This is a genomic window from Clostridium akagii DSM 12554 (genome assembly GCF_000686725.1).
GTDB classification, from domain to species: Bacteria; Bacillota; Clostridia; order Clostridiales; family Clostridiaceae; genus Clostridium_I; species Clostridium_I akagii.
The window spans coordinates 1-25523 of record NZ_JMLK01000015.1; the positions used below are offsets into that span (position 1 = coordinate 1).

Here is a 25523-nt window from a genome sequence, read left to right on the forward strand (position 1 = left end):
CCAGTTCATCTCAGGATTTATTGGATTATATTGAAAAAGATGTTTTAAGTGAATACGCTAATTTCATTAAAATTAGTGAAGAGTATAAAAAAGATGGAGATACTGTGAAATTATTGGTAGAGAATTTTGCGGAAGTTTCTAAAACTATATCTGATTCAGTAGACCAAATGTCAAGTGCGTTAGATGAGGTTGCTGTAACTGTTACAGATGTGGCAAGGGCTTCGGGTGATATAGTTAAAAATATAGATTCTGTAAGTGAAAAAAGTGATTCCATTTTGAAACAAAATGAAGAGAGTAAGGAAAGTTCTTTGGCTATGGATGAGCATATGAATGAATTTAGGCTCTGATATGCTAAGATACATTAAGTATTATAATCTTGACAGGATAAATACTTAATGCTAGTATAAAACAAGACTTTGAATACGTATTCAAGACTGATGCTTTTTATTGGATAAATACAAATAGGTGGAGTACCATTTCAATATTTTGAAAGGAGTGTTTTTTTTGTTAAATTGTGTATTATGTTTAGGCGAATTGTTAATTGATTTTATTTGTTCAGATGTAAATGAGGGGTTAACTAAAGGGATTAACTTCGTAAAAAAAGCAGGAGGTGCACCAGCTAATGTTACGGCAGCTTTAACAAAGTTAGGAGGAAAAGCTTACTTTGCTGGAAAAGTAGGCAATGATAATTTTGGAGAATTTTTAAAGGATACATTGGAGCAGACTGGAGTTGATACCTCAATGCTTGTGATGGATAATAACTCAAATACTACTCTTGCGTTTGTTTCATTAAATGAGTACGGAGAAAGAGATTTTATTTTTAATAGAGGTGCAGATGAACTTTTCACATGGGACGATTTAGACAGTGAAAAATTCAAAAATTTCAATATAATTCACTTTGGATCAGCTACTGCTTTATTAGGAGGACCATCTAAGGATACTTATTTGAAAGTTATGGAACTTGCAAGTGAAAAGCAATCTTTTATATCATTTGATCCAAATTACAGAGTAGATTTGTGGAAGGGTAGATTGGATGAATTTATAACGGTATCTAAAAATTGTATAAAATATGCAGACTTTGTTAAAGTGAGTGATGAAGAAATTCAAATAATAACAGGAAAGAAAAACTTAGAAGATGGCGTTAAAGAATTTCATAATTTAGGTGCAAAACTTGTAGCTGTTACATTAGGAAAAGATGGAACATTGATTTCTAATGGAGAAAATGTCAGTATAGTTAGTAGTATAAAAATAAAATCTATTGATTCAACAGGAGCAGGGGATGCTTTTGTAGGAGCATTTCTTTATAAGATCTCTAAAGAGGAAAATCCTAAAAATCTAATAAATGATTTTGAAAAAATCAAAGAAATGGTTTTATTTAGTAACAAGGTTGGTGCTATGGCATGCACTAAACTAGGAGCAATTGATGCTTTACCTACATTAAAAGAAGTAGAACAGTTAAACTAATTATTTAATATGATAGGAGCATATACATGGAAATGGAAAACAAAATAATGTTAATTACTTATGCTGATAGTTTAGGAAAAAATCTCAATGAAATGAACGATATTTTAAAATCTCATTTTAAGGATTGTATTGGAGGAGTTCATATTCTCCCCTTCTTTCCATCATCAGCTGATAGAGGATTTGCTCCCCTTACCTATGAGGATGTTGATGAGAACTTTGGAACATGGGATGACATGAAAAATTTAAGTGAAGATTTTTATTTAATGTACGACTTTATGATTAATCATATATCTAGAAGTTCTAAATTCTTCAAAGATTTTGAAAAAAATAAAGATAATTCTCTTTATGCTGATTTTTTTATAAGATATAAAGATTTTTGGCCAAGTGGTGCACCAACTCAGAAAGACGTAGATTTAATATATAAAAGAAAACCACGAGCACCATACATAAACGCAGAATTTGAAGATGGAACAACAGAAAAAGTATGGTGCACTTTTGATAGTGAACAAGTTGACTTAAATGTAGCTTCAGAAGTAACAAAAAGGTTTATTGAGGATTCTTTATTAAATATGGTAAATAATAAAGCTTCTATTATAAGGCTTGATGCATTTGCATATGCTACCAAAAGATGTGGGACAAGTTGCTTTTTTGTTGAACCGGATACATGGAAATTGTTAGATTATGTTAAGGGTATATTAAAACCATTAAATGTTGAAATACTTCCTGAAATACATGAACATTACTCAATTCAGATGAAACTTGCAGAAAAAGGCTATTGGATATATGATTTTGCACTTCCTATGTTATTGCTTCATAGCCTTTACAGCGGATCAAGGAAAAAGCTTGTTAACTGGTTGAAAATATGCCCCAAAAAACAATTTACAACATTGGATACTCATGATGGTATAGGAATTGTTGATGTTAAAGATCTTTTAAGTGATGAGGAGATAGAAAAAACAAGGGAATGTTTGTTTTCTAAAGGAGCAAATGTAAAGAAAATATATAACACGGTTGCATATAATAATTTAGATATATATCAAGTTAATTGTACTTATTATTCAGCACTTGGAAATAATGATGATGCATATGTACTTGCTAGGGCTATTCAGTTTTTCGCCCCAGGAATACCACAAGTATATTATGTTGGGCTTTTAGCGGGTGAAAATGATATTGACCTACTTGAAAAAACTAAAGTAGGTAGAAATATAAATCGTCATTATTATACTAAAGAAGAGGTTGAAGAAAGTCTTAAAAGACCTATCATGGAAAGAATTATAAATCTTATGAAATTTAGGAATTCATATCCTGCTTTTAATGGTGATATTTTAATTGATGATGTGGAAGACAAACAATTATTAAAGATATCTTGGAAAAAAGGAGATTATAAAACAATATTAACGGCTAATATTGCTTCATACAGATTTTCTATAAAATATTATTGTTTGGAAACAAAAGAGTATAAAGAATTATTAGGGATATATTAAAAATAAATAACAATAAATAACAATATTATTATTCACTTGGAGTAAAATTTTAATTAAAGAATTTTTGGATCAGTTTATTTTAGGGATAAACTGATTTTTTTTTATTGCCTACATTAAGAATATTGACCTAAAATGTGTTAAATGATAGAATTAATCATAATTTATGAATACGAACGCAAAAAAAATATTGGGAGGTTTTCATGTGGTTACAATGAAGTATATTGCGAAAAAGGCTGGGGTGTCTCAGTCAACTGTTTCGAGAGTTATAAATGGAAGTGCTCCAGTAAATGCGGAAGTAAGAGAAAAGGTAATGGCATTGATTAAAGAACTTGATTATCAACCTAATATTATTGCTCAAAGTTTAGTAGGGAACAAGTCATTACTTATAGGTGTAATAATTACGGATATAGCCAATCCATTTTTTCCCGATATCATTAAAATTATTGAGAGTGAAGCAGCAAAATATGGATACAGTATTATCTTATGTAATACTAACTATGAATTTGAAAAAGAAAAAAAATATATAAATATATTGAAAAGTTATAAGGTGGATGGAATCTTAATAGTCCCTTGCAATCAAGAAATGAGTTTAATTAAGTTAAAAAATATTGATATTCCATCGGTGGTAATTACTCAAGACTTAAAGGGATGGAGTTGTGTATCAATATCTCATTATTCGGCTGGAAAAGATGTAGCAAAACACTTAATTAATATGGGATATTCAAAGTTTGCTTTTGTAGGAAACAATATTGACGAAAAAGGTAGAGGATTTAAGGATGAAATACAGATTTCAGGTTTTGATATGAAAAAAAGTTGGAGTAGTATAGACGGAAAACATAACAATTCAATTAGAGTAAAGTTAGAGAAATACATAATAAATAGTTTGGAAAATGAACGTATAGGTATATTGGCTTATAATGATATACAAGCATTACTTGTTTTACACATTTTAAAGGGAATAAAAATAGCTGTGCCAGAAAAAGTTGGTTTAGTAGGTTTTGATAACACTTTTATAGGTAAGGAGGTAAGCCCAACTATGAGTAGTGTGGCACAACCTATCGAAGAAATAGGAAAACAGTCTATTCAAATTTTGATTGATAAGATAAACCATAAAGAAAAAATAGAGGAAGAACATATAATATTAAAAACAAGAATTGTAGTCAGAGAATCGAGCTTAAAGTCAAATAAGTATTAACTGATTAAGTCAGTCGGCTAAAACAGAAACTTCTTGAATAGCGGAGGTCTGCTACTCTGTTGTCGTCAATGTAGAATTAGAAGTCTTTAATGGCGTATCTTTAGAGCCCTGTATTTTTTAGTAGGCTCTGAAATTGTTAATCTTCATCTACATCTATCTTGTTAGCAGTTTGTCTAAAGGTAGCGCCAATTGGAGCAAAAAATAGAACTTGACCACCTCGTCTTGTTGGTTCTTCGACACATATAGATTCACTAGTGATTGTAGATTGTGTAAGATTTCAACAGAAATTTGTGTACAATCTTGGTTTTATCATAATACAATTGCTCCAATGTATATAGTTTATTCACTATTAATGTATGCTACTCCTATTTGTTGGCAAAATTATAATACCCAAAGAAATAAATACAAAAAGCTATAGCATTTAAAATTAAAGTAAATGCTATAGCTTTTACTTTAATTTTGGCAGTTTATTTAAATTGCGATACAAATATGTAGCATAATATTAACAATTGTAGACAATTGTTAAATTTGTAGAAATTACTTTATTTATTCATTATAATTAAGACAAATTACGATAGTAGAGAGTTTCTCCGCTAAAACTGAAAGAGATGCTGGAATTATGAATAGTAAAGTTGATGAAGTTGGTTTACAAAGTAAAACATATGAGTTTGCAATTTTAATAAATACTACGTGTGATAATAAAACTAGTACAGTGATAGATGGGGGAGTACAAATGGCACATATTCTGATTTGTGATGATGATCAGGCAGTTCATAGTTCACTTGGCATATATTTGGATGATAATAATTTTTTATATACAAGTGTATACAATGGTGAAGAAGCATTGCAAAAAGCATTAGAGGGTAACTTTGATCTTATTATCTTGGATATTATGATGCCTTATACATCAGGAATTGAAGTATGCAAAGAAATACGCAAGGTGTCTAAAGTTCCGATTATAATGCTCACTGCAAAAGGAGAGGAAATCGATATTCTTCTTGGACTTGAATTAGGAGCTGATGATTATATTGTAAAACCATTTAATCCAAGGGAAGTAGTTGCTAGGGTTAAAACCGTGCTTAGAAGGATAGAAGATATAAATGTTAAAAAAGTATCGTCCAATGTTAAATTTGGTGATCTACAAGTCAATGTAGCTACTTATAAAGTTATTTTTAATGATGTTTTAATAAGTGCTACACCTAAGGAGATTGAGATATTATTTTTGTTCTTGTCAAATCCAGGGGTTGTGCTATCAAGAGATGAAATCCTAGATAAGGTATGGGGGGCAGATTATACTTATGTGGATAGGAGGACTATTGATACTCACATAAACAGAATTCGTTCACATCTTCCAAGAGAATATGCAGAGCGAATTCAATCTGTTTACGGAATTGGATATAAGTTCGAGGGGGGAATATGAAAAAAAAAGAAAAGTATTTAAATATAAAAAGTTCATCTGTAAAGGTCATTTTTGTTGTTATGTTAATTTTTGTATTGATATCCATTGGACTTACAATCACCCTGTATAGTTTCTATAATGAATATATTCAAGAACGATTAAAGGATGCTAATCAAATAATATTTGGAGTTAATACGGGGGTGCTCTGCTCAATGCTTATTACCTTAGTAGTGGTGGGACCAGCGGTTTTGTTTGCATCCAAAAAAATCGCGAGTCCACTAGTAGAAATGAAAAAAGTTGCAATAGCCATGTCAGAGGGAGACTTTTCAATTCGTGCTAAGGTAAATTACAGTGGGGAAATGGGGCAACTTGCAGATACATTAAATAAACTAGCATCAGAGCTCTCCAATACCATTAATTCTCTTACTACAGAGGGGAACTTGCTAAAGCAGATACTGAACTCCATGGGAGATGGGTTACTTGGATTTGATATAAACCAAAAAATCAATCTAAAAAATCGTACTTTTGAAGAAATGTTTGGTGAAGAAACAAGCTTGAAAGAATTGCCGGAGGATGTGCGACAAGTAATATTCAAAGTATCTTTGTCAGCAATTGAAAAACAAGAAACAGAGATAGTCACATGTTCCTACAACGAAAGGAGTATATTAATTTCAGGATCTCCGATACGCTCTGAAGAAAATACCATTGTAGGCACTGTGCTTCTTTTTAAAGATGTTACAGAGGCTAGAAGGCTCGAACAAACAAGGCGAGATTATGTAGCAAATGTCTCTCACGAGCTCAGGTCACCTCTTACAGCTGTAAAAGGACTGATTATTCCACTTAAAGAGGGAATGGTAAAAGATGAATGGAAGAGAAAACACTTTTATGAAATTATCTACAATGAAGTTGAAAGGCTAAACGTATTAGTAAATGATCTATTTGAATTATCAAGATTGCAGTCAAGAAACACACCTTTTGAAATGCAGATGGTTGATATTTTAGCTATACTATATGATCAGCAGGACAAATTTAAAATGTTAGCAGAAGAAAAAAATATGCAATTGATTGTAAAAAAAGGTAAATTCCCCATCTATGCTAATGGAAATATCCATCGTATTGCACAAGCTTTGACCATTTTAATAGATAATGCTCTCAAATTTGCAAAGGATAGTAGCACTATTACACTATATGCAAAGAAAGAAAAAGAAAAAATTATCGTATGTGTTTGTAACACAGGTTCTCTAATTAAGTCTGAAGATTTGCCTTTTATTTTTGATCGTTTTTATAAAGTAGATAAAGCACATAAAGAAGAAGGAGCTGGATTGGGTTTATCCATAGCGAAAGAAGTAATCATGAGAATGAATGGAAACATTCATGTCAAAAGTGATATGGAAAATGGAACATGTTTTTGCTTTGAGCTAGAACCGGATAGCTTTAATTGAAAATGCGTACCAATTTGGGTGCTTATACAATAAGTATGGAGGAATTAAGTAAATGAAATATGATAAAAAAGTTATAAGCATAGCTAAGTATTTATTAATAATAGTAGCATTTCTGGTACTTTTAATAAAGTACTCTGAGAAAATCATATCACAATTAAGAAATATTGGTAATGCTGCTTTGCCACTAGTTTCAGGGTTAATAATAGCTTATGTTTTAAATATATTAATGAAGAAGTTAGAAAAAATATATTTTCCTAAAGTAAGTAATAAATTTATAAAAAAATCCAAAAGAATTGTTTGTATTTTCTTATCCATATTGCTAATTATAGGGATGATAGTAATAATAGCTTTAATAGTAATACCACAATTTGTGAATACAGTTTCTGGTATAACAGATGAAATCCCCATAATATTAAAAAATGTGAAGAATTTTATTACGGTTAATAGTGATAAGTATGAAGTAATTAAAAAAGGGTTAGTAGCACTGCATATAAATATTGATGGGATTTTACAAAGTATAATGTCTACCGCCTCAGATATACTTAATGACATTTTAAATTCCATTTTTTCATTAATGGGGTCATTAACCAATGGCTTAATGAATTTTATTATTGGAGTTACTTTTGCTATTTATGCTCTAGTAAATAAAGAAAAATTATTAATGCAGATAAGAAAGGTCATGAGTGCATTCTTAAGAAGCAAGAGCATAGAGAAAATAGAATATATTTTTCATGTTATTAATAATACATTTTCAAATTTCATTCTAGGGCAATGTGTGCAAGCTGTTATTAAAGGGTGTTTATGCACGGTTGGAATGCTTATATTTGGCTTTCCCTATGCAATTGCAGTTGGTGCTTTTATAGGTGTTACCGGATTGATTCCAGTTTTGGGTACATATTTAGGAGCAGCGTTAGGAGCTTTTATGGTTGTCACAGTAAGTCCAATGAGTGCATTATTGTTCTTGATTTTTATATTTATACTAGATCAACTGGAAAGCAATCTTATTTATCCAAGGGTAGTAGGGTTAAGCATAGGCTTGCCTGGAATTTGGGTGTTTGGTGCAATTATAGTAGGTGGCGAATTAGGAGGAATTGTTGGTATGCTTTTGAGTGTTCCTATAGTCGCAAGTATTTACAAATTTTTTGTCGATAAAGTTAACAATCGTTTGAGTGATAATCAAATCAAATCTGAATAGTTGTTAGTACTAATAATCAATTAGCCAAAGGAGGATTTCATTTTATGAGCGAAATTAAAGGTTTATTTAAGAATATGCCCAAATTAGTCATTGGTGATTTAATTGCAAATCTACCAATTGTTCAAGGAGGTATGGGTGTGGGTATATCACTTTCATCATTAGCGACTGCTGTGGCTAATGAAGGTGGCATAGGAGTGATTTCAGCTGTAGGAATAGGTATGGACGAACAGGACTTTGTAAAGAATTCACGTGAGGCTAACAAAAGAGCATTTAGAAATGAGATTAGAAAAGCTAAAGAGCAAACAAGTGGAATAATTGGAGTAAACATTATGGTGGCTATATCTGATTACAAAGAAATTGTTAAAGTAGCTGTTGAAGAGGGGGCAGATATCATTTTCTCGGGTGCAGGACTTCCAATGGAACTACCTAATCTAGTAGGTAAGAAAAGTAAGACAAAATTGGTTCCAATAGTTTCATCAGCAAGGGCTGCACGAATTATACTGAAAAGATGGATTGAAAAATATGACTGCGTGCCAGATGCATTTGTACTTGAAGGGCCTATGGCGGGTGGACACTTAGGCTTTAAGAAAGAACAAATCTTTGATTCCAATTATTCTTTGGAAAGGCTAGTTCCAGAAGTGATTAATGAAGTTAAGAAGTATGAGATAAAATACAATATAAATATACCTATAATTGTTGGTGGCGGGATATATTCAGGAGAAGATATTTATAAATTTATAAATATGGGTGCATCAGGGGTTCAAATGGGAACTCGCTTCGTTGCAACTTATGAATGTGATGCATCTATGGAATTTAAACAGTCTTATATTGACTGCAAAGAGGAAGATATAGTAATAATAAAAAGTCCTGTTGGATTGCCTGGAAGAGCAATTAGAAATAAATTCTTAGATGATGTGAAAAACAATTTAAAAGAACCCTTCAATTGTCCTTTTAAATGTATTCGAACTTGTGATTATAAAAAAAGTCCTTACTGCATCTCCTTGGCATTATTTAATGCTAAAAAAGGTAACTTAAAAGATGGTTTTGTATTTGCAGGACAGAATGCATATAAAATAAGTGAATTGCTCTCAGTAAAAAAATTGGTCGAATCGTTAAAAGCAGAGTACAGTTTGGGATACAATTAGGAAAATTGAAAAGGTAATATATTTTTGGGATGCAATTAGTCTTGACCTTCCTGTGCAGAGGATAGTTTATATTATTTATATAGAGGTGAGGATATGTACAAAATAGGCGACTTTTCTAAAATTACAAATCTTACGGTTAAAGCTTTACGGTATTATGATGGTGAGAATATGCTAACTCCATCGTATCGAGATGAAGAAAATTCCTATAGATATTATGATGAAAGTGATTTTGAGAAAGCAGGATTAATTGTTTTGCTACGTAACCTTGATTTTTCTATTTCTGAAATTAAAGATGTATTGGATAACTGCGGAAATATAGCCGATTTATCATATTACTTAGAAGAAAAAAAGAATATGATAGAGAGAAAAATTGATGAAGAAAAAGAATTGATTAGAAAAATAAACCTCTGCATTAAACCAAAGCAGATGGAGGGAATATTTATGAATTATAAAATTAATGTTAAGGAATTTGATCCGGTTACAGTAGCGTCTATAAGGTATAAAGGAAAGTATAGTGATGTTTCAAAGCATATAGGGAAAATCTATAAAGTTGTAAAGGGAAATGCTTTAGGAAAACCTTTTAACTGTTATTATGATGCTGAATTTAAAGAAAATGCGGATATTGAACTTTGTGTGCCGACCAGAAAATTAATTAGTACAGATAATATTACTGGAAAAACACTACCTCAGATAAAGGCTATTTGCACTACTCACCTTGGGAGTTATGAAAGCCTCAATTTTGCATATAAGGAGTTGCTTGATTATGCAATCAGCCATAACATTAAATGTTTAACACCATTTCGCGAAGTATATATAAAGGGTCCGGGTATGATATTTAAGGGTAATCCAAACAAGTTCATAACCGAAATTATCATTCCATTTGAACAGGAGGCAAGCCGTGGCAAAGGAAAAACTGGATTATAAGAAGAAATACAAGGATTTATATTCACCAAAAACTAAAGCAACTCTTATTGATGTGCCAACCATGAATTTTATTATGGTAGATGGAGAAGGAAATCCAAATGACGAGGGGGGTGCATACCAATCCGCAGTAGAGTTATTGTACGGATTATCATATATCATTAAAATGAGCAAAAAAATGGAGTACCAACCCGTGGGATATTTTGACTATGTTGTTCTGCCACTTGAAGGATTGTGGTGGCTTGAAAATGATAACATGGATCTAACGCAAAAGGATAAATACCGCTGGACAGTTATGATTAGACAGCCAGAATTTGTGACCAAGGAAGTATTTGAATGGGCGTGCGCTGAACTGAAGATAAAAAAACCAAAAATTCATATTTCAAAAGCGCATTTTGAAACTTTTACGGAGGGTTTGTGTGTTCAAATTATGCATATTGGACCATATGATGCTGAACCTAAAACCATAGCTCAAATCGAAACTTTTATCAAAGAGCAGAATTTAAAAAATGCAATTTCCTCTATTAAAGTTAATGGAAATATAAGAAGGCACCATGAAATATATCTGTCAGACCCTAGAAAAACCAAACCTGAAAAACTGAAAACTGTATTAAGACATCCAGTTCAATACTAATGTATCCTCCATGCTTTGAGTATTTAAAACATGGAGGATACATTAGATGTGCAGTTCAAGATGCAAAAAACTTTATTAATTAAATGGGAGTATACTACCTATTATTTATAAATTTTGACATTAAAGGCATGTATCATTATACTGTAAGTGAGCATTTATATTAAAGTTGGAGGAATGATTTATGGTAGAAAAAAGTTCTTACAAAATTATCCCCATACATTTTGGAATGGTGTATGCATTTCTTCTTAAAGGTAAAAATGGTAGAAGTATTATCATCGACTGTGGTATACCTGGTTCAAACAAGAATATTTTGGAAGCGATGAACAAAGCTGGTATAGAGTATAAAGATGTGCAATTAATAATTATTACACATGGTCATTCCGATCATATGGGTTCAAGTTATGATTTAAGAAAAATTACGGGGGCAAAGACAGTCATTCATAAATTTGATTTAGATATAATCAAAACTGGAAAGAATCCAAAATTGCATCCTACAAATGCCATAGGGAAAGTCTTTAGCCTCTTTTTAGGTAAAACAATAAAGAATTTTACAACCTATGATCCAGAGATTATCATAGAAGGCGAAATGCCACTTTATGAATTTGGCTTTGAAGGTAAGATTATAGAAACTCCTGGGCACACTAATGGATCAATTTCTGTTGCTTTGGATGATGGTAATATTTTTGTTGGAGATTTAATTATGGGTGGAATGCTTAGTAAAGGAAAACCTAATTTACCTATGTATGCTGATAGTATTGAAAAAACTAATGATAGTATTAAAAAGGTTATATCAATGTCACCGAAAATGATTTACTGCGGTCACGGTGGTCCGTTTTCACTTGGTGAAATAGAAGGTCTTTCAGAATCTTTCTAAAACTATGTTATCATGGTAAAATATGATCAATATTTTTTATGAAAAGTGAGGGAATAAAATGATACAATCTATTGTACACATTGCGTTAGTGGTAAAAGACTATGATGAAGCCATTGAATTTTACACAAAAAAACTTCATTTTACATTAATTGAAGATACATATCAACAAGAACAAGATAAACGTTGGGTGGTAGTGTCTCCACCAGGTTCGTCAGGAACAACAATATTACTTGCAAGGGCTTCCAAACCTGAACAACTATCATTTATTGGAAATCAGTCAGGAGGACGGGTTTTCTTATTTCTTGGAACAGATGATTTTTGGAGAGACTATAATGAAATGATCTCAAAAGGTATAGAATTTGTTAGAGAACCTAAAGAAGAATCATATGGTACAGTTGCAGTATTCAAAGATTTATATGGTAACCTATGGGATTTGGTGCAGTTTAAAGAAAGTCATCCAATTGCTAATAGAGTAAAATAAATAAAATATATAGTTTGCTACTATAATAAGTTGGCACAATATACGTGACCCTTTTAAAATAGTTAAAAGATACTTCACAAATGTGCAATGATGCACTATAATATATATGAGAAATATCTTAGAAAGTAGTGATTTATTTGTCAAAATGGGAAGAAACAAGAATTCTAGTTAAAGTTTCGCAAATGTATTATATAGATGGTCTGACTCAGAACCAAATATCTAACAAACTGGGTATTTATCGAACTACTATTAGCAGACTTTTAAAGAAGGCAAAAGAAGAAGGTATTGTAAATATTACGATTAAGAGTGAATTCAATGGATGTTTTCAATTAGAAGAAGCTATGGAAAAACGATTTGGATTAAAAGAAACTTGTATAGTTCCATCAGAAACAATGCAAACTCATGATATTAAATCTCAAATACTTGGATTTGCAGCTGCAGAGTACTTAAAAAGAATAGCTAAAGATGGTGATATTATAGGTTTTTCATGGGGAACTACTTTAGCCTCATTATCGAGAGCGCTAACTGATTGTAAAGCGATATCTGCTAATATTGTTCCACTAGTAGGTGGTTTTAGTGATATAGACAGTGAAAATCATGTATCAGCTATAGTTTCTAAGGTTGCATTAGCTTTTAAAGTAAAAGCCCATTATCTATATGCGCCGGCGATAACTTCTGACAAGGCCATAAAGGCTGCTGTGATTCAAGATGATAATTACAAAAATATATCACAATTGTGGAAAAAAGTTAATAAAGCTTTTGTAGGGATAGGTTCACGCCATAAATCTTCGAATTTGGTGTGGTCAAATGAATATAAAAGTAAAGATACAACGGATATAAAAAATAGCAAAGCAGTCGGTGAAATATGTTCAAGATTTTATGATGTAAAGGGTGATATAATTGATAGCGATATAAATGATAGAACCATTGGTATAGAATTAGATATGCTAAGAAATCTTGAATATTCTATTGGAGTAGCAGAATCCCAAGAGAAAGTACCATCCATATTAAGCGCTTTGAAAGGGAAATTCATTAATGTACTAATTACCACTGAAGAGACTGCTAGGTTGATTTTAGAATTAGATGATCAAATTAAGCGAGTTGAATATGAAAAATGATGATATTATAGCCCATATCTTAAGTTAAATGGGGGACACGGAGTCCCCTGGGTTATAGGTTAGATTTATAGTAGATTTTTTAGACTAATAACGTCCATTAAACTAATAACTTTGGAATATGCTAATTTTACATGATTTTTAGAAGGCTCAACTAAATCAGGAATTAAAACGCATCTAATTTTAGCAGCAACAGCAGCCTCTAATCCTCGTTCTGAATCTTCTAGCACTATGGCGTTATCTGGATGTACTTTGGATTTTTTGCAGGCGGTTAAAAATATTTCTGGATCTGGTTTACTTTTAGTAACTTCATCCCCACATATAACTTCATCATATTTATCTAACACACCTGCTATAGAAAGCAGATTTTCAGCCCTCTCTCTTGAACTTGAAGTTGCTACAGCTTTTTTTATTTTATTTTCAGTCAAATAGCTTAGCAATTCATTAAGCCCTTTTTTAATTCCAAGTCCTTCTGTATCAATAATTTTATTGATGCATTTACCTTGTTCGCTATACATAAAATCAAAGGAAAAATCATCACCAAAACATTTTTCAAACTGGGCCTGAATTGATTTTTTATTCATTCCAAGGAGCCCTAAAAGAAATTCATTGGATATACTATAATTATATAACTTACCTGTTTCTTTCCAAGCTCTTATAGTAAGGACTTCGGTATTAAACATAAGTCCATCCATATCAAAAATAACTAATTCAATTTTACTCATTATTATCCCCCCAAAAAATATGCGACAAATCCATTGTAGCATATTTTTTTGCATAATAAATTACACGATTATTAATAATTAAATATTTATATTTATAATTATTTAATTTATATTGACATTTTAGTTATATTTATAGATAATTACAATGTAGACATTTGTGATAAAATGAGAATATGTGCATGAATCTATGGTGTTAATTTTAAAATATACTTATATTACTACATGTTTATAAAATTACAGAGGCAATGATTATTAATTTTTTACGGAGGTGTATTTATGGCTAAAGGATTATCTTTAAATCTAACTAAGGTAGCTTCTTTTTTAGAAGAACATGAAATTAAATACTTACAACCCATGGTTACAGAAGCACATAATATGCTACACAATAAAACAGGTCAAGGAAATGATTTCTTGGGATGGATTGATCTTCCTGTAAATTATGATAAAAAAGAATTTATAAGGATAAAAAGAGCTGCAGAAAAAATAAAAAATGATTCGGATGTACTTATAGTGATTGGAATTGGCGGCTCTTATTTAGGTGCTAGAGCTGCTATAGAGATGTTATCCCATACATTTCATTCCAATATTTCAAAAGATAAAAGAAAAACACCAGTTATATATTTTGTTGGAAATAACTTGAGTTCAACATATATGGTTGATTTACTTGAAACTATTGAGGGGAAAGATATTTCTGTTAATGTTATATCAAAATCAGGGACTACAACTGAACCAGCTGTGGCCTTTAGAATTTTTAAAGATTATATGGAAAAAAAATATGGAAAAGTGGAAGCAAAGGAAAGAATATATGCAACTACTGATAAAGCAAAAGGAGCTTTGAAAACTCTTGCAGATGTAGAAGGATATGAAACTTTTGTTATTCCAGATGATGTTGGCGGTAGATTTACAGTTTTAACACCAGTTGGATTATTACCAATTGCAGCAGCAGGAATAAACATAGATGAAATGATGAAAGGATCAGCGGACGCAAGAGAGGCATACAGCAGGCCAGAATTGGATGAAAATGATGCTTATAAGTATGCAGTGACTAGAAATGTTCTTTATAGAAAGGGTAAAACTACAGAAATATTAGTGAATTATGAACCTTGTTTGCATTATTTCGGTGAATGGTGGAAACAATTATTTGGTGAGAGTGAAGGCAAGGATGGAAAAGGAATATTTCCAGCAGCAGTTGATTTTTCAACAGATTTGCACTCTATGGGTCAATATATCCAAGAGGGTTTAAGAAATATTTCTGAAACAATAATAAACGTTGAAAATCCTAGAAAAAATATTGTAATTGAAGAAAGTGCTGAAAATATAGATGGATTAAATTTTTTAGCTGGAAATACAATGGACTACATAAATAAGAAAGCATTTGAAGGTACTATTTTAGCACATAATGATGGTGGGGTACCCAATATAGTAGTTAATGTACCTGAGTTAACTGCATATTATTTTGGGTATCTAGTCTATTTTTTTGAAAAAGCTTGTGGTATTAGTGGATATTTATCTGGAATAAACCCATTTAACCAGCCAGGAGTTGAAGCATATAAGAAAAATATGTTTGCACTTCTTGGGAAAAATGGTTATGAATCTCTGAGAAATGAATTAGAAAAAAGATTAAATTAATCACTATAATAAAATAATCAATGATTGAGAAACATGTGAATGCTACAATTCGCTAAATAAAAATTTAAAAGTGTATTTTGAATAAAAGATGATTCCTGTATTTTACAGGAATCATCTTTTTATGTTTATAAATATTAATTTGGGTATGTGCGCTAAAAAGATAAAATCACTATTGAAAAAGGTTACACAAAGATGTATAATAAAACAGAAGATAACAAATGAGTAAGCATTGCACATATGTGATGAAATTCTAGTTGGATTAAAATTAAAATCGAAACTAAATCAATGTTAAAACATAAGGAGACTGAAAATTATGCAAAAATCATGGTTGGAATTAGAAGGTAAGACGGTAATAGTTACAGGCGGAGCATCTGGAATAGGCGAAGCTGTGGTTCAAGAATTTTTAGATAATGGTGCTAATGTAGTTGTGGGTGATATGAATTCTAAGGCACCTGAGTTTAAAATAAAAGCAAATAGTGGAAAAACACTTTATGTAAAAACTGATATATCAAATGCTATCAGTGTTAATGAAATGGTTGAAAAAGCAAAGCTAGAATTTGGTAGGATTGATATTCTAGTGAATAATGCAGGTATAAATATACCTAGACTGCTGGTGGATGCTAAAGAACCACATAGCAAATATGAATTAGATGAAGCTATTTTTGATAAAATAGTAAATGTTAATCAAAAAGGCGTGTTTTTTTGTACACAAGCAGTAGTTAGAGAAATGGTTAAAGCAAAATCAGGAGTAGTAATAAATATGTCATCTGAAAGTGGACTTGAAGGTTCAGAAGGACAAAGTATTTATGCAGCAACAAAAAATGCGGTTAATTCATTTACTAGATCTTGGGCAAAAGAACTAGGTAGACAAGGTATAAGAGTTGTTGGAGTAGCACCAGGAATTTTAGAAGCAACAGGACTTAGAACCATTGAATATGAAACTGCATTAGCTTATACTCGTGAAATTACGGTAGATGAATTAAGAGCAGGATATAATAAAACAACTACAATTCCCCTTGGAAGATCGGGAAAATTGAGCGAAGTGGCAGATTTAGTTTGTTATGTTGCATCCAGCAGGGCAAATTATATTCATGGAGTAACGTATAATGTAGCGGGAGGAAAAACAAGAGGATAATGAGATTAAATTGTGACATGTATAGTGATGTTCATGTATGATGGAACTAGGTGTTAAGGGAAGTTAGTAAAGAGATATCTTCCCTTAAATAAAAAATATAATTAATTTAAATATCTATTGTAAAAGACTGCAATTAGTGTATAATAAAATTAAAGATAACACAAATGACACGCACACTCACAAATGTGCAAAGAGATAGTTAACGAATTTGTTAATATCAGCCAAGTAAACGTTTAAAATGAAATATATCATAATAAAGATGTTGAGTTCACAAAAAATGTTTAAACGTAAAAATAGAAAGGAGAATTAATATGGTATTAACTTTAATTATATTTATAGGGTCTGCGTGGATTGTGCAAGCTATGCTAAGCTATTTTCAAATGAAAAATTTTAATACGGAGTTTATAAGACTGCGTAGAAAAGGAAAAGTTGCAATCGGTAAAAAGAAAGGTAAGATAAGTTCTGGAACTATTGTACTGATTTGTATTGATGATAACCTGGAGATTTTAGAGGCTAAAATAATGACAGGAATAACGGTGTTTGCAAAGCTAAGGCCACTTAAAGAAATAGAACATGAAAATTTGCTTCATATAGATGACAAAATTATTAATAGGATGAATCCGAGAAAAATTAAAGCTGTTAAAAATGCAGTAGAAAATTATTGTTCATTTAAGGAGGTGGTTAGCTAGACTTATTAATAATAAATAAAAGAGAGGTGCTATTATGCAATTATTAACAAATTTAGCAACAGGATTTATTGGGCTTTTTAATGCAGGTGGTAAGGTATTTGTAGGATGGGTTACTGGTATAGTTCCAACGCTTATAATGCTGTTAGTTGCTATGAATGCGATTATTAAATTTGTTGGAGAAGAAAGAGTAGAAAGGTTGTTTAAAAAGCTAGGAGGAAACCCAGTCACAAGATATTTGGTTTTACCTGTAATAGCAACATTCTTCTTTTGCAATCCAATGACTCTATCAATAGGTAAGTTCTTACCTGAAAGATACAAACCAAGTTATTATGCAGCGGCTTCATTTTCATGCCATACTATGAATGGATTATTTCCACATATCGATCCAGGAGAATTATTTGTTTTTCTTGGAATAGCAAATGGAATTTCAAAATTAGGACTACCAACTGCAGACTTAGCTATGAGATACTTCTTAGTTGGTGTTGTTACAAACTTCTTTAGAGGCTGGATAACAGATTTTACAACATCCTATGTTGAAAAGCAACAAGGAATAAAACTTTCAAGCAAAGTTAAAGTTTTAAATCTATAGTGAATTAAGATAAGGGGGAAAGGTTTATGGAGCAATTTAGAACTATTCAAGTTAAAGCAGGCTCAGGTGGATTTGGTGGTCCTTTAATAATTAAATTTACTAAGGACAAATATAAAATAGTTTGCGTAACTGGTGGAGTAATACCGGAACTCGCAATTAAAATTGCAGAGTTAAGTGGAGGAGAAGTTATAGATGGATTTAAGACTTCTATACCTGATGCTGAGACTGCCTGTGTAATAATAGATTGTGGTGGTACATTAAGATGTGGAATATATCCAAAGAAGAGAATTCCAACATTAAATTTAGTGGCTACAGGAAAAAGTGGTCCATTAGCAGAATTTATACTACCTGATATTTACATATCAGCCGTAAAACCTAATTGTGTGAGCATCTATGAAGGTACAGAAGAAGTGGAATCAATACCAGTAGTTCAAGAAGAAAAAAAGAAGGATTATAAATATACTTCAGATAAAAAAATAACAGAACAATCTTCAGGTATTTTAGCCAAAATCGGTAAAGGAATGGGAGGAGTAATAGCTGTATTTTATCAAGCAGGTAGAGAAACAATTGATACAGTAATACATACTATACTTCCATTTATGGCCTTTATAGCTATGTTTGTTGGAATAATGACAAGCTCAGGACTTGGAAATGTTATAGCTAAAGGATTAACACCATTGGCAGGTAATATATTTGGATTATTACTATTGTCAGCAATATGTTCATTCCCATTTTTATCCCCATTTTTAGGACCCGGAGCCGTAATAGCACAAGTTATTGGAGTTTTAGTTGGAGTTCAAATTGGTAATGGAACAATACCTCCACAATTATCATTACCAGCATTATTTGCAATAAACTCACAAGCAGCTTGTGATTTTATACCAGTTGGGCTTGGGCTTGCAGAAGCCGATGCGGAAACAGTTGAAGTAGGAGTTCCAGCTGTGCTTTATTCAAGATGGATAACAGGGCCTACTACCGTATTTATAGCATGGTTAGCTAGCTTTGGTTTATATGCAAAATAAATTATTCTAGTGACCACTAGCCGTATTACTCTCATCTTCTTGAAGTGTGAGAGGACGGCGGCTAAGGCCATGGATAACGACTTCTAAGTTTCATATGGATGACCTGCGGCCTAAAAATTCCACCTGAAACAAAGAACTCTGTTTATAGATGTCTTTGCAATCATTGTATTTATGATTAAAGTTTTTTATAATGAGTAATATGGGTGAAAACTTTTATTACTCATTATAACTTTGTTAGATGGGAGGAATAATAATGAAATTAATATATAATACTAAAATAACAAAAATAGGTGATATGGTTCCGGATTTTTATCCAGAAAAAATGGTTATAATGTTTAAAGAAAATGCACCACAAGATTTAGCAGATTATTGTATTTTACATAATATTAACCAGCTCAATGAAGAGATTAAAATGGGACATACACTAAAGATAGGTAACGTAGAATATAAAATTACAGCTGTTGGCGATGTAGTTAATAAAAATTTAAGAGATTTAGGACATATTTGCTTAAAATTTGATGGAAGTAAAAAAGCAGCGTTAGATGGAACATTATATTTGGAAGATAAAGAAATAAAAGAAGTTTCAATAGGGGATATAGTTCAAGTAGTATCGTTTTAATCTTTAATTAATTTAAAAATAATAGCAGATAATTTATAAAGAAAGGGTCGAAAATTGGGCTCTTTTTTTTTGCTTTAGAATACTAAAAATTTAAATTATAACTTCTACAAAAATTTTTAGTTTAAACTTGTCATGGTTTTCACAGGACAACATTAAAGTAGATAAGATTGTAAAAACGTTTACTTGGGCATATAGTAAGGGTAGATCAAATCAAAGGAGGAATTCTTATGGATAACACTAAAAATATAAAATCAAGTAGTAAAGGCGGAATTAAAGTTAAAGTACAAAAGTTTGGTGGATTTCTTGCAGCAATGGTAATGCCAAACATCGGCGCATTTATAGCATGGGGACTATTAACGGCATTATTTATTCCTACTGGCTGGCTTCCTAATGCGGAATTGAACAAACTAGTAAGTCCTATGATAACATTTCTTTTACCACTTCTTATAGGATACACTGGAGGTAAACTTATTTATGGTACAAGAGGAGCTGTAGTTGGAGCAATTGCAGCAATGGGAGTTATTATAGGTTCACCAGTAACAATGTTTTTAGGCGCAATGATAGTTGGACCTTTAGGCGGATATTTAATTAAGAAGTTTGATAAACTTGTAGAAGGTAAAGTTCCAACAGGATTTGAAATGCTTGTAAACAATTTTTCTTCTGGAATATTATCGGCTATACTTGCTGTACTAGGTTTCTTAGTAATAGGACCAATAGTAAGTAGTTTCTCAATGGGTCTTGGAAGTGCTGCAAAGTGGGTTACTGATATTGGAATGCTTCCACTTATAGCACTATTTGTTGAACCAGGTAAGATATTATTTTTAAATAATGCAATTAATCATGGGATTTTTGATCCGCTGGGAATAGCTCAGGTAAAAGCAGCTGGAAGTTCAATCTTCTTTCTTCTTGAATCAGATCCTGGTCCTGGTCTCGGTATTCTTCTTGCATACAGCTTTTTCGGAAAAGGAAATGCAAAGAGCTCAGCACCTGGAGCTGTAATAATTCATTTCTTCGGTGGTATTCATGAAATATATTTTCCATATGTATTAATGAATCCTCTACTTTTAATTGCTGTAATTCTTGGAGGAATGGCTGCTGATCTTACATTTGTACTTACTGGAGCTGGACTTGTTGCATCAGCATCACCAGGTAGTATTATTGCAGAGGTAGCTATGAGTCCTAGAGGACACTTATTACCTGTATTAGCAGGTGTATTAGTTGGAACAATAGTGTCATTCTTGGTAGGATCATTTATAGTTAAAAAAAGCAGTGCGTCAGCAGAAGAAGATTCTTTCGATAATGCTCAAAACTTGGTAAGCGATATGAAAGTTGAAAGCAAATCACAAAATAAAATTGAAAGTAATGTAGAAAAAATTGAAGCTTCTGAGGAAATGCCTGAACTTATAATATTTGCATGTGATGCAGGAATGGGTTCATCAGCAATGGGAGAATCTATACTTAAAAAGAAATTAAAGAATGCAGGAATAAGTATTGAGGTGCAACATTCACCAGTAGATGAAATACCTAAAAATGCAAAAGTTGTATTTATACAGGAAAGTCTTGCACCAAGAGCATTAAAGGTAGTTCCAAATGCAAAAATAATCACAATTAAAAATTTCCTTGATAACAAGGTGTATGATGGATATATAGATACATTAAAAAAATTGATCTAAAAAATAACTTATAAGTAAGTGGTGAAGGAAATGGATGAATTAACAGCAAGACAAAAGTTTATTTTTAATACGTTATTTGAAATCCATACATTAAGCGTTAAAGAGCTTTCTAAGCAGATGGATGTGAGTTCTCGTACAATATTGAGAGAGATAACTTCCATGAATATTGTACTAAAGAACGAGGACATTAAAATAGCCGTGAAAAATGGAAGCTTGGTAATTTTTGGCGATGATAAAGAAATAAACATTCTAAATCAGTCCTTAGGTGTGATTCCAAAACAGTGGCTACTTACCCAAGAACAAAGGATGCTCTTAATCACTGCGGAACTGTTATTAGCTAATGAGCCATATAAGTCTTCATTTTTCAGTTATCAGCTTAATGTAGTTGAAGGTACAATAAGTTTATATATGGATAAAATTAAACAATGGCTTGCTGTAAGGAATCTATCCTTCAGTAGAAAAAATGGATATGGGATATTAGTTATTGGATCAGAATGGAATAAAAGAAATGCATTAATTGAACTTATTTATGAATATAAACCTGTGGAAGAATTATTGGCTTATGTATATGATACAAAAGAAGATTCAGCAACACAGTCGTTTTTTAAGATATTATTTGGTAGTGAAGCTATTGAGATTTCAAAAAAAATTATGACATTTGTAAACAATGAAATTGCAAATGTTGATGATATTGCTTATTTAACTTCACTTATCCACATAATTATAGCAATTAAAAAAACAATGGAAAATCATCCAATAGTTCTTCCATTAGAGTTTATCCAAGATGTACTTTCATTTAATGAATTTTCTTTTAGTCATAAATTGCAAGGATTTTTACACAAATTGAATATATCAATTACTGACAGTGAAATCGCAAATATATCTATTCATCTTTTAGGTAACAAATATATATATAATTCCGATAGAAAGTTTGAAGAACTTGGAGTTACTTTAGAAGATTTGGCGGCAGAAGTGGTATATGAAGTTGAAAAAAAACTAGACATTACAATTAACTTTGATAATCAGTTAATTTTAGGTTTATCAAATCACTTTAATCCTGCTATTTATAGGATTAATATGGGAATAACAGTAAAAAATCCCATAGTAGATCAGGTAAAGGAATATTATGGAGATTTGTTTAATGCAGTAGATTATGCGTGTAAACTTGTTTTTCTAAAATATAACATTAAAATGTCCAAAGATGAAATTGGATTTGTAACTATGCATATTGGCGCAGCTATAGAAAGAACAGAAAATTTAAAAAATAAACTTTCTGTACTTGTCATTTGCCCAAATGGTATGGGTGCAGCACGTATATTATCAAGTAAGGTTAAAAATGTTATACAAGGCATTGATGAAGTTAGTATTGAATCACTAAAGGATTGGTCTGAAAATGATAAAAAGTATGACATAATTCTTTCCACTGTAAATATTGATACAAATAAGAGTTTTCCAGATAGTAATATAATAATTGTTTCACCGTTCTTGAATAGTGAAGATATAGCAAAAATAAATAATTGTATTAAAACAATAAAAGAACAAAGTAATTCCTTTGATTATGTTATTTCTCTTGCTCAAAAGGATAAAAGTGAAAATTATGAAGAAGAGAAGTATGAAATGATAAATAATATGATTAAAACTTTACAGATAGAGACAATACAATCAGAATCTTTTGATGAAATGGTCGCTTTGATTACATCAAAGATTTATGATAATAAAATAATAAATAATAAAGAAGAAATAGAAGAGCTAATAGTGAAAAGAGAAAAGATGGGAAGCGTTGCTATACCTAATGCACATGTGGCACTTTTGCACACTAGATCTGATTTTGTTATCAGTCCATTTGTAGGGGTATATAGGCTGAAAAAATTTATGTCAATTCAATCTACAGGATTTGTAAATGAGCAAGTGGACACTTTTATAGTACTGCTAGCGAGAAAAAACGAACAACCATATATACTTGAAGAAATGGGGAATATCAGTATATCGCTAATAGAAAATAAAAGTTTTACAGAAACTCTCAGAATGGGAGATATAAAAGATTTGCGAGATAAAATGTTGAAAATATTTAATAAGGAAAATAATTAAATTTATATAGAAAAGCTAATAGGAGGCAAACAAATGAGTAAACAAATTTTAGTAGCAGAAAATGTTGAATTAAAAGTAGCTTCAGAATCAAAATACCAGGCTATTGAGAGAGTTGGAAACCTTTTGGTTTCAGCAGGGTATGTAAATAAGAATTACATTGAAGGAATGAAAGCTAGAGAAGATGAAGTTACAACATATATGGGTAATGGTGTAGCTATACCCCATGGTATGAATGAATATAAAAAAGAAATAATAGCATCAGGTATAGTTATTGCTCAATATCCTGAAGGAGTTGACTTTGGGGATGGAAATATTGCTTATGTGGTTATAGGTATTGCAGGCAAAGGTGAAGAACATATGGAGATATTGTCCAAAATAGCTTTAACAGTTCAATATGAAGAAAATGTTGAAAGACTTAGAGTTGCAAAAACACCAGAAGAAGTTATATCAATAATAGACGAAGGAGAGATGTAATATGAAAGCACTGCATTTTGGAGCTGGTAACATAGGAAGAGGATTTATTGGGTACTTGTTAGCAAAATCAGGATATGAGGTTACTTTTGTTGATATATCCAATGCTTTAGTAGATGATATAAATAAATACGGCAGATATAAAGTGATAACATTAAGTACAACAAAAAGCGAGGAAGAAATACAAAATGTAAAAGCAGTAGGTTTAAATGACACAGAAAAATTACAAAAATATGTTTCTGAAACTGATTTGATTACTTTATCAATAGGTGCAAATAATTTAAAAAGTACTGGAAAATTGTTATATAAACTTTTACTAGAAAGATATAATAGTAAGAACGAAAAACCACTAGACATAATTGCATGTGAAAATGCATTATTTGCTACTAATATGCTGAAAGATTCCATATTAGAAGAAGCAAATGATGAGTTTAAAAACTATTTAGAGAAATATGTTGGTTTTCCAAATAGTGCAGTTGATAGAATTGTTCCTAATGTGAACATTAAAAAAGAATTGCCAATTGATGTAGCTGTTGAAGATTTTTATGAATGGGATATTGAGAGCACAAAAGTTAAAATAAATAAAAAAATAATAGGTGCAGACTATGTAGAAAACCTAGAACCTTACCTTGAGAGAAAACTATTTTTATTGAATGGAGCTCATGCAACAGTAGCTTATCTTGGCTATAAAAAAGGCTATAAATTTATCCATGAAGCAATACAAGATGAGTTTATAAGAAAGGTTGCTATTGGTTTTCATGGTGAAGCTATAGAAGCGTTAAGCAAAAAACATAAGCTAGATAAAAATGCTTTAAATGAATATTCTAAAAAGTTAATTAAAAGATTTGAAAATACCTATCTTCAAGATGAGTTATTCCGTGTTGGACGTGACCCTATGAGGAAATTAGCCTCAAACGATAGATTGATATCACCACTTAAACTTTGTTTTCAATACAATATGGAATACACTAACATTATATGTGGAATTGCAGCGGGATTTACATTTAACTATAGCGGAGATGAAAAAGCGGAAGAAATACAAACAATTATAGGTTCAAGGGGAATAAAAAGTGCAATTAATATTGTGACAGGATTAGATAAAGAGAGTCCTTTATTAGATAAAATTGCTGAGAAATATAATGAATTAATGACTATAAAATAATTTGATATGCAGAAAAATAAAGAAAAGATTCAATTGGAAATGGTCATAGGGAAAAATTTCCTATGACCATTTTTTTTCATCAAACCCATCTTTGGGTTTTTTATAATTTTTTTTAGTTTAGTAGCAGTAATATTGTAATAAACATAAAAACATTAAGTTTTGAATTTTACTATAAAATCATTGTTAAAGAATTGACAATGATTTTAAACTGTTATACAATAGTTTTATAAGTTAACTTATAAAACTAAGCATACCTAAACAAAAAAGATTTAATAAACAAGGGAAAATGATGTAAATAGCCAGTATTATGATACTTTTTATAAAAATAACTATCAATGTACTATTTTACTGTTATACAACAGTATACATTGA

Annotated in this window: 23 protein-coding genes and 1 pseudogene; 23 read left to right on the plus strand and 1 reads right to left on the minus strand. The window is 31.1% G+C overall.

The genetic code is table 11. From position 1 onward, the window contains the following. The 13 genes and pseudogenes from BR66_RS26000 to BR66_RS0109085 form a co-directional block, all read left to right on the plus strand. Nucleotides 1–347 (plus strand): annotated as a pseudogene (locus tag BR66_RS26000) (methyl-accepting chemotaxis protein); the annotation flags it as partial. Between the two features lie 157 nt (nucleotides 348–504). Further along, a complete protein-coding gene (locus BR66_RS0109030) occupies nucleotides 505–1464 on the plus strand; it encodes a carbohydrate kinase family protein (RefSeq protein ID WP_026882638.1) in 960 nt (319 codons plus the stop codon). A 26-nt stretch (nucleotides 1465–1490) separates the two neighbouring features. After that, the gene (gtfA, locus tag BR66_RS0109035; RefSeq protein WP_026882639.1) at nucleotides 1491–2948 is read left to right on the plus strand and encodes a sucrose phosphorylase; all 1458 of its coding nucleotides are present in this window, start codon (nucleotides 1491–1493) and stop codon (nucleotides 2946–2948) included. A gap of 211 nt (nucleotides 2949–3159) precedes the next feature. After that, nucleotides 3160–4143 (plus strand): LacI family DNA-binding transcriptional regulator, encoded by a 984-nt coding sequence (locus BR66_RS0109040; RefSeq protein WP_242841138.1) that lies wholly within the window; start codon nucleotides 3160–3162, stop codon nucleotides 4141–4143. 619 nt (nucleotides 4144–4762) lie between these two features. Next, nucleotides 4763–5563: a response regulator transcription factor gene (locus BR66_RS0109045; protein WP_242841135.1), complete on the plus strand. Its 801-nt coding sequence runs from the start codon at nucleotides 4763–4765 to the stop codon at nucleotides 5561–5563. Beyond that, nucleotides 5560–6984 carry a HAMP domain-containing sensor histidine kinase gene (locus tag BR66_RS0109050; protein ID WP_026882642.1) on the plus strand — a complete coding sequence of 475 codons (1425 nt, stop codon included), beginning with the start codon at nucleotides 5560–5562 and terminating at the stop codon, nucleotides 6982–6984. The genes BR66_RS0109045 and BR66_RS0109050 overlap by 4 nt, the downstream gene beginning before the upstream one ends. A gap of 52 nt (nucleotides 6985–7036) precedes the next feature. Beyond that, a complete protein-coding gene (locus tag BR66_RS0109055; RefSeq protein ID WP_026882643.1) occupies nucleotides 7037–8179 on the plus strand; it encodes an AI-2E family transporter in 1143 nt (380 codons plus the stop codon). 44 nt (nucleotides 8180–8223) lie between these two features. Beyond that, entirely contained in the window at nucleotides 8224–9324 is a 1101-nt protein-coding gene (locus tag BR66_RS0109060; RefSeq protein ID WP_026882644.1) for an NAD(P)H-dependent flavin oxidoreductase, read from the plus strand. Between the two features lie 93 nt (nucleotides 9325–9417). After that, nucleotides 9418–10248, plus strand: coding sequence for a MerR family transcriptional regulator (locus tag BR66_RS0109065; protein ID WP_026882645.1), 831 nt, complete (start codon nucleotides 9418–9420; stop codon nucleotides 10246–10248). Next, a complete protein-coding gene (locus BR66_RS0109070) occupies nucleotides 10223–10879 on the plus strand; it encodes a GyrI-like domain-containing protein (RefSeq protein WP_026882646.1) in 657 nt (218 codons plus the stop codon). Before BR66_RS0109065 ends, BR66_RS0109070 begins: the two co-directional genes overlap by 26 nt. A gap of 181 nt (nucleotides 10880–11060) precedes the next feature. Next, nucleotides 11061–11753 (plus strand): MBL fold metallo-hydrolase, encoded by a 693-nt coding sequence (locus tag BR66_RS0109075; protein WP_026882647.1) that lies wholly within the window; start codon nucleotides 11061–11063, stop codon nucleotides 11751–11753. A gap of 58 nt (nucleotides 11754–11811) precedes the next feature. Beyond that, entirely contained in the window at nucleotides 11812–12234 is a 423-nt protein-coding gene (locus tag BR66_RS0109080; RefSeq protein ID WP_026882648.1) for a VOC family protein, read from the plus strand. 128 nt (nucleotides 12235–12362) lie between these two features. Then, nucleotides 12363–13352, plus strand: a complete 990-nt coding sequence (locus BR66_RS0109085; protein WP_242841136.1) for a sugar-binding transcriptional regulator — start codon at nucleotides 12363–12365, stop codon at nucleotides 13350–13352. Between the two features lie 65 nt (nucleotides 13353–13417). Here BR66_RS0109085 and BR66_RS0109090 read toward each other — a convergent pair whose 3' ends face one another. Continuing rightward, nucleotides 13418–14074, minus strand: a complete 657-nt coding sequence (locus BR66_RS0109090; RefSeq protein ID WP_026882650.1) for an HAD family hydrolase — start codon at nucleotides 14072–14074, stop codon at nucleotides 13418–13420. 276 nt (nucleotides 14075–14350) lie between these two features. Here BR66_RS0109090 and BR66_RS0109095 point away from each other — a divergent pair, with 276 nt between their 5' ends. From BR66_RS0109095 to BR66_RS0109140, 10 genes are all read left to right on the plus strand, one after another. Beyond that, nucleotides 14351–15703, plus strand: coding sequence for a glucose-6-phosphate isomerase (locus BR66_RS0109095; RefSeq protein ID WP_026882651.1), 1353 nt, complete (start codon nucleotides 14351–14353; stop codon nucleotides 15701–15703). 313 nt (nucleotides 15704–16016) lie between these two features. Next, nucleotides 16017–16838: an SDR family oxidoreductase gene (locus BR66_RS0109100; protein ID WP_026882652.1), complete on the plus strand. Its 822-nt coding sequence runs from the start codon at nucleotides 16017–16019 to the stop codon at nucleotides 16836–16838. 311 nt (nucleotides 16839–17149) lie between these two features. After that, complete coding sequence (locus BR66_RS0109105) at nucleotides 17150–17527, plus strand: transcriptional regulator GutM (protein WP_026882653.1); 378 nt, start codon at nucleotides 17150–17152, stop codon at nucleotides 17525–17527. Nucleotides 17528–17561: 34 nt separating this feature from the next. Continuing rightward, the gene (gene srlA, locus BR66_RS0109110) at nucleotides 17562–18116 is read left to right on the plus strand and encodes a PTS glucitol/sorbitol transporter subunit IIC (protein ID WP_026882654.1); all 555 of its coding nucleotides are present in this window, start codon (nucleotides 17562–17564) and stop codon (nucleotides 18114–18116) included. Nucleotides 18117–18142: 26 nt separating this feature from the next. Next, complete coding sequence (gene srlE / locus BR66_RS0109115; RefSeq protein WP_026882655.1) at nucleotides 18143–19138, plus strand: PTS glucitol/sorbitol transporter subunit IIB; 996 nt, start codon at nucleotides 18143–18145, stop codon at nucleotides 19136–19138. 253 nt (nucleotides 19139–19391) lie between these two features. Next, a complete protein-coding gene (locus BR66_RS0109120; protein WP_026882656.1) occupies nucleotides 19392–19757 on the plus strand; it encodes a PTS glucitol/sorbitol transporter subunit IIA in 366 nt (121 codons plus the stop codon). 227 nt (nucleotides 19758–19984) lie between these two features. Beyond that, nucleotides 19985–21430: a PTS mannitol transporter subunit IIBC gene (locus BR66_RS0109125; RefSeq protein ID WP_026882657.1), complete on the plus strand. Its 1446-nt coding sequence runs from the start codon at nucleotides 19985–19987 to the stop codon at nucleotides 21428–21430. A gap of 30 nt (nucleotides 21431–21460) precedes the next feature. Next, nucleotides 21461–23518: a BglG family transcription antiterminator gene (locus BR66_RS0109130; protein ID WP_026882658.1), complete on the plus strand. Its 2058-nt coding sequence runs from the start codon at nucleotides 21461–21463 to the stop codon at nucleotides 23516–23518. Between the two features lie 33 nt (nucleotides 23519–23551). After that, nucleotides 23552–23992 carry a PTS mannitol transporter subunit IIA gene (locus BR66_RS0109135; protein ID WP_026882659.1) on the plus strand — a complete coding sequence of 147 codons (441 nt, stop codon included), beginning with the start codon at nucleotides 23552–23554 and terminating at the stop codon, nucleotides 23990–23992. A 1-nt stretch (nucleotide 23993) separates the two neighbouring features. Further along, complete coding sequence (locus BR66_RS0109140; RefSeq protein ID WP_026882660.1) at nucleotides 23994–25151, plus strand: mannitol-1-phosphate 5-dehydrogenase; 1158 nt, start codon at nucleotides 23994–23996, stop codon at nucleotides 25149–25151. The last annotated feature ends 372 nt before the right edge of the window (nucleotides 25152–25523 follow it).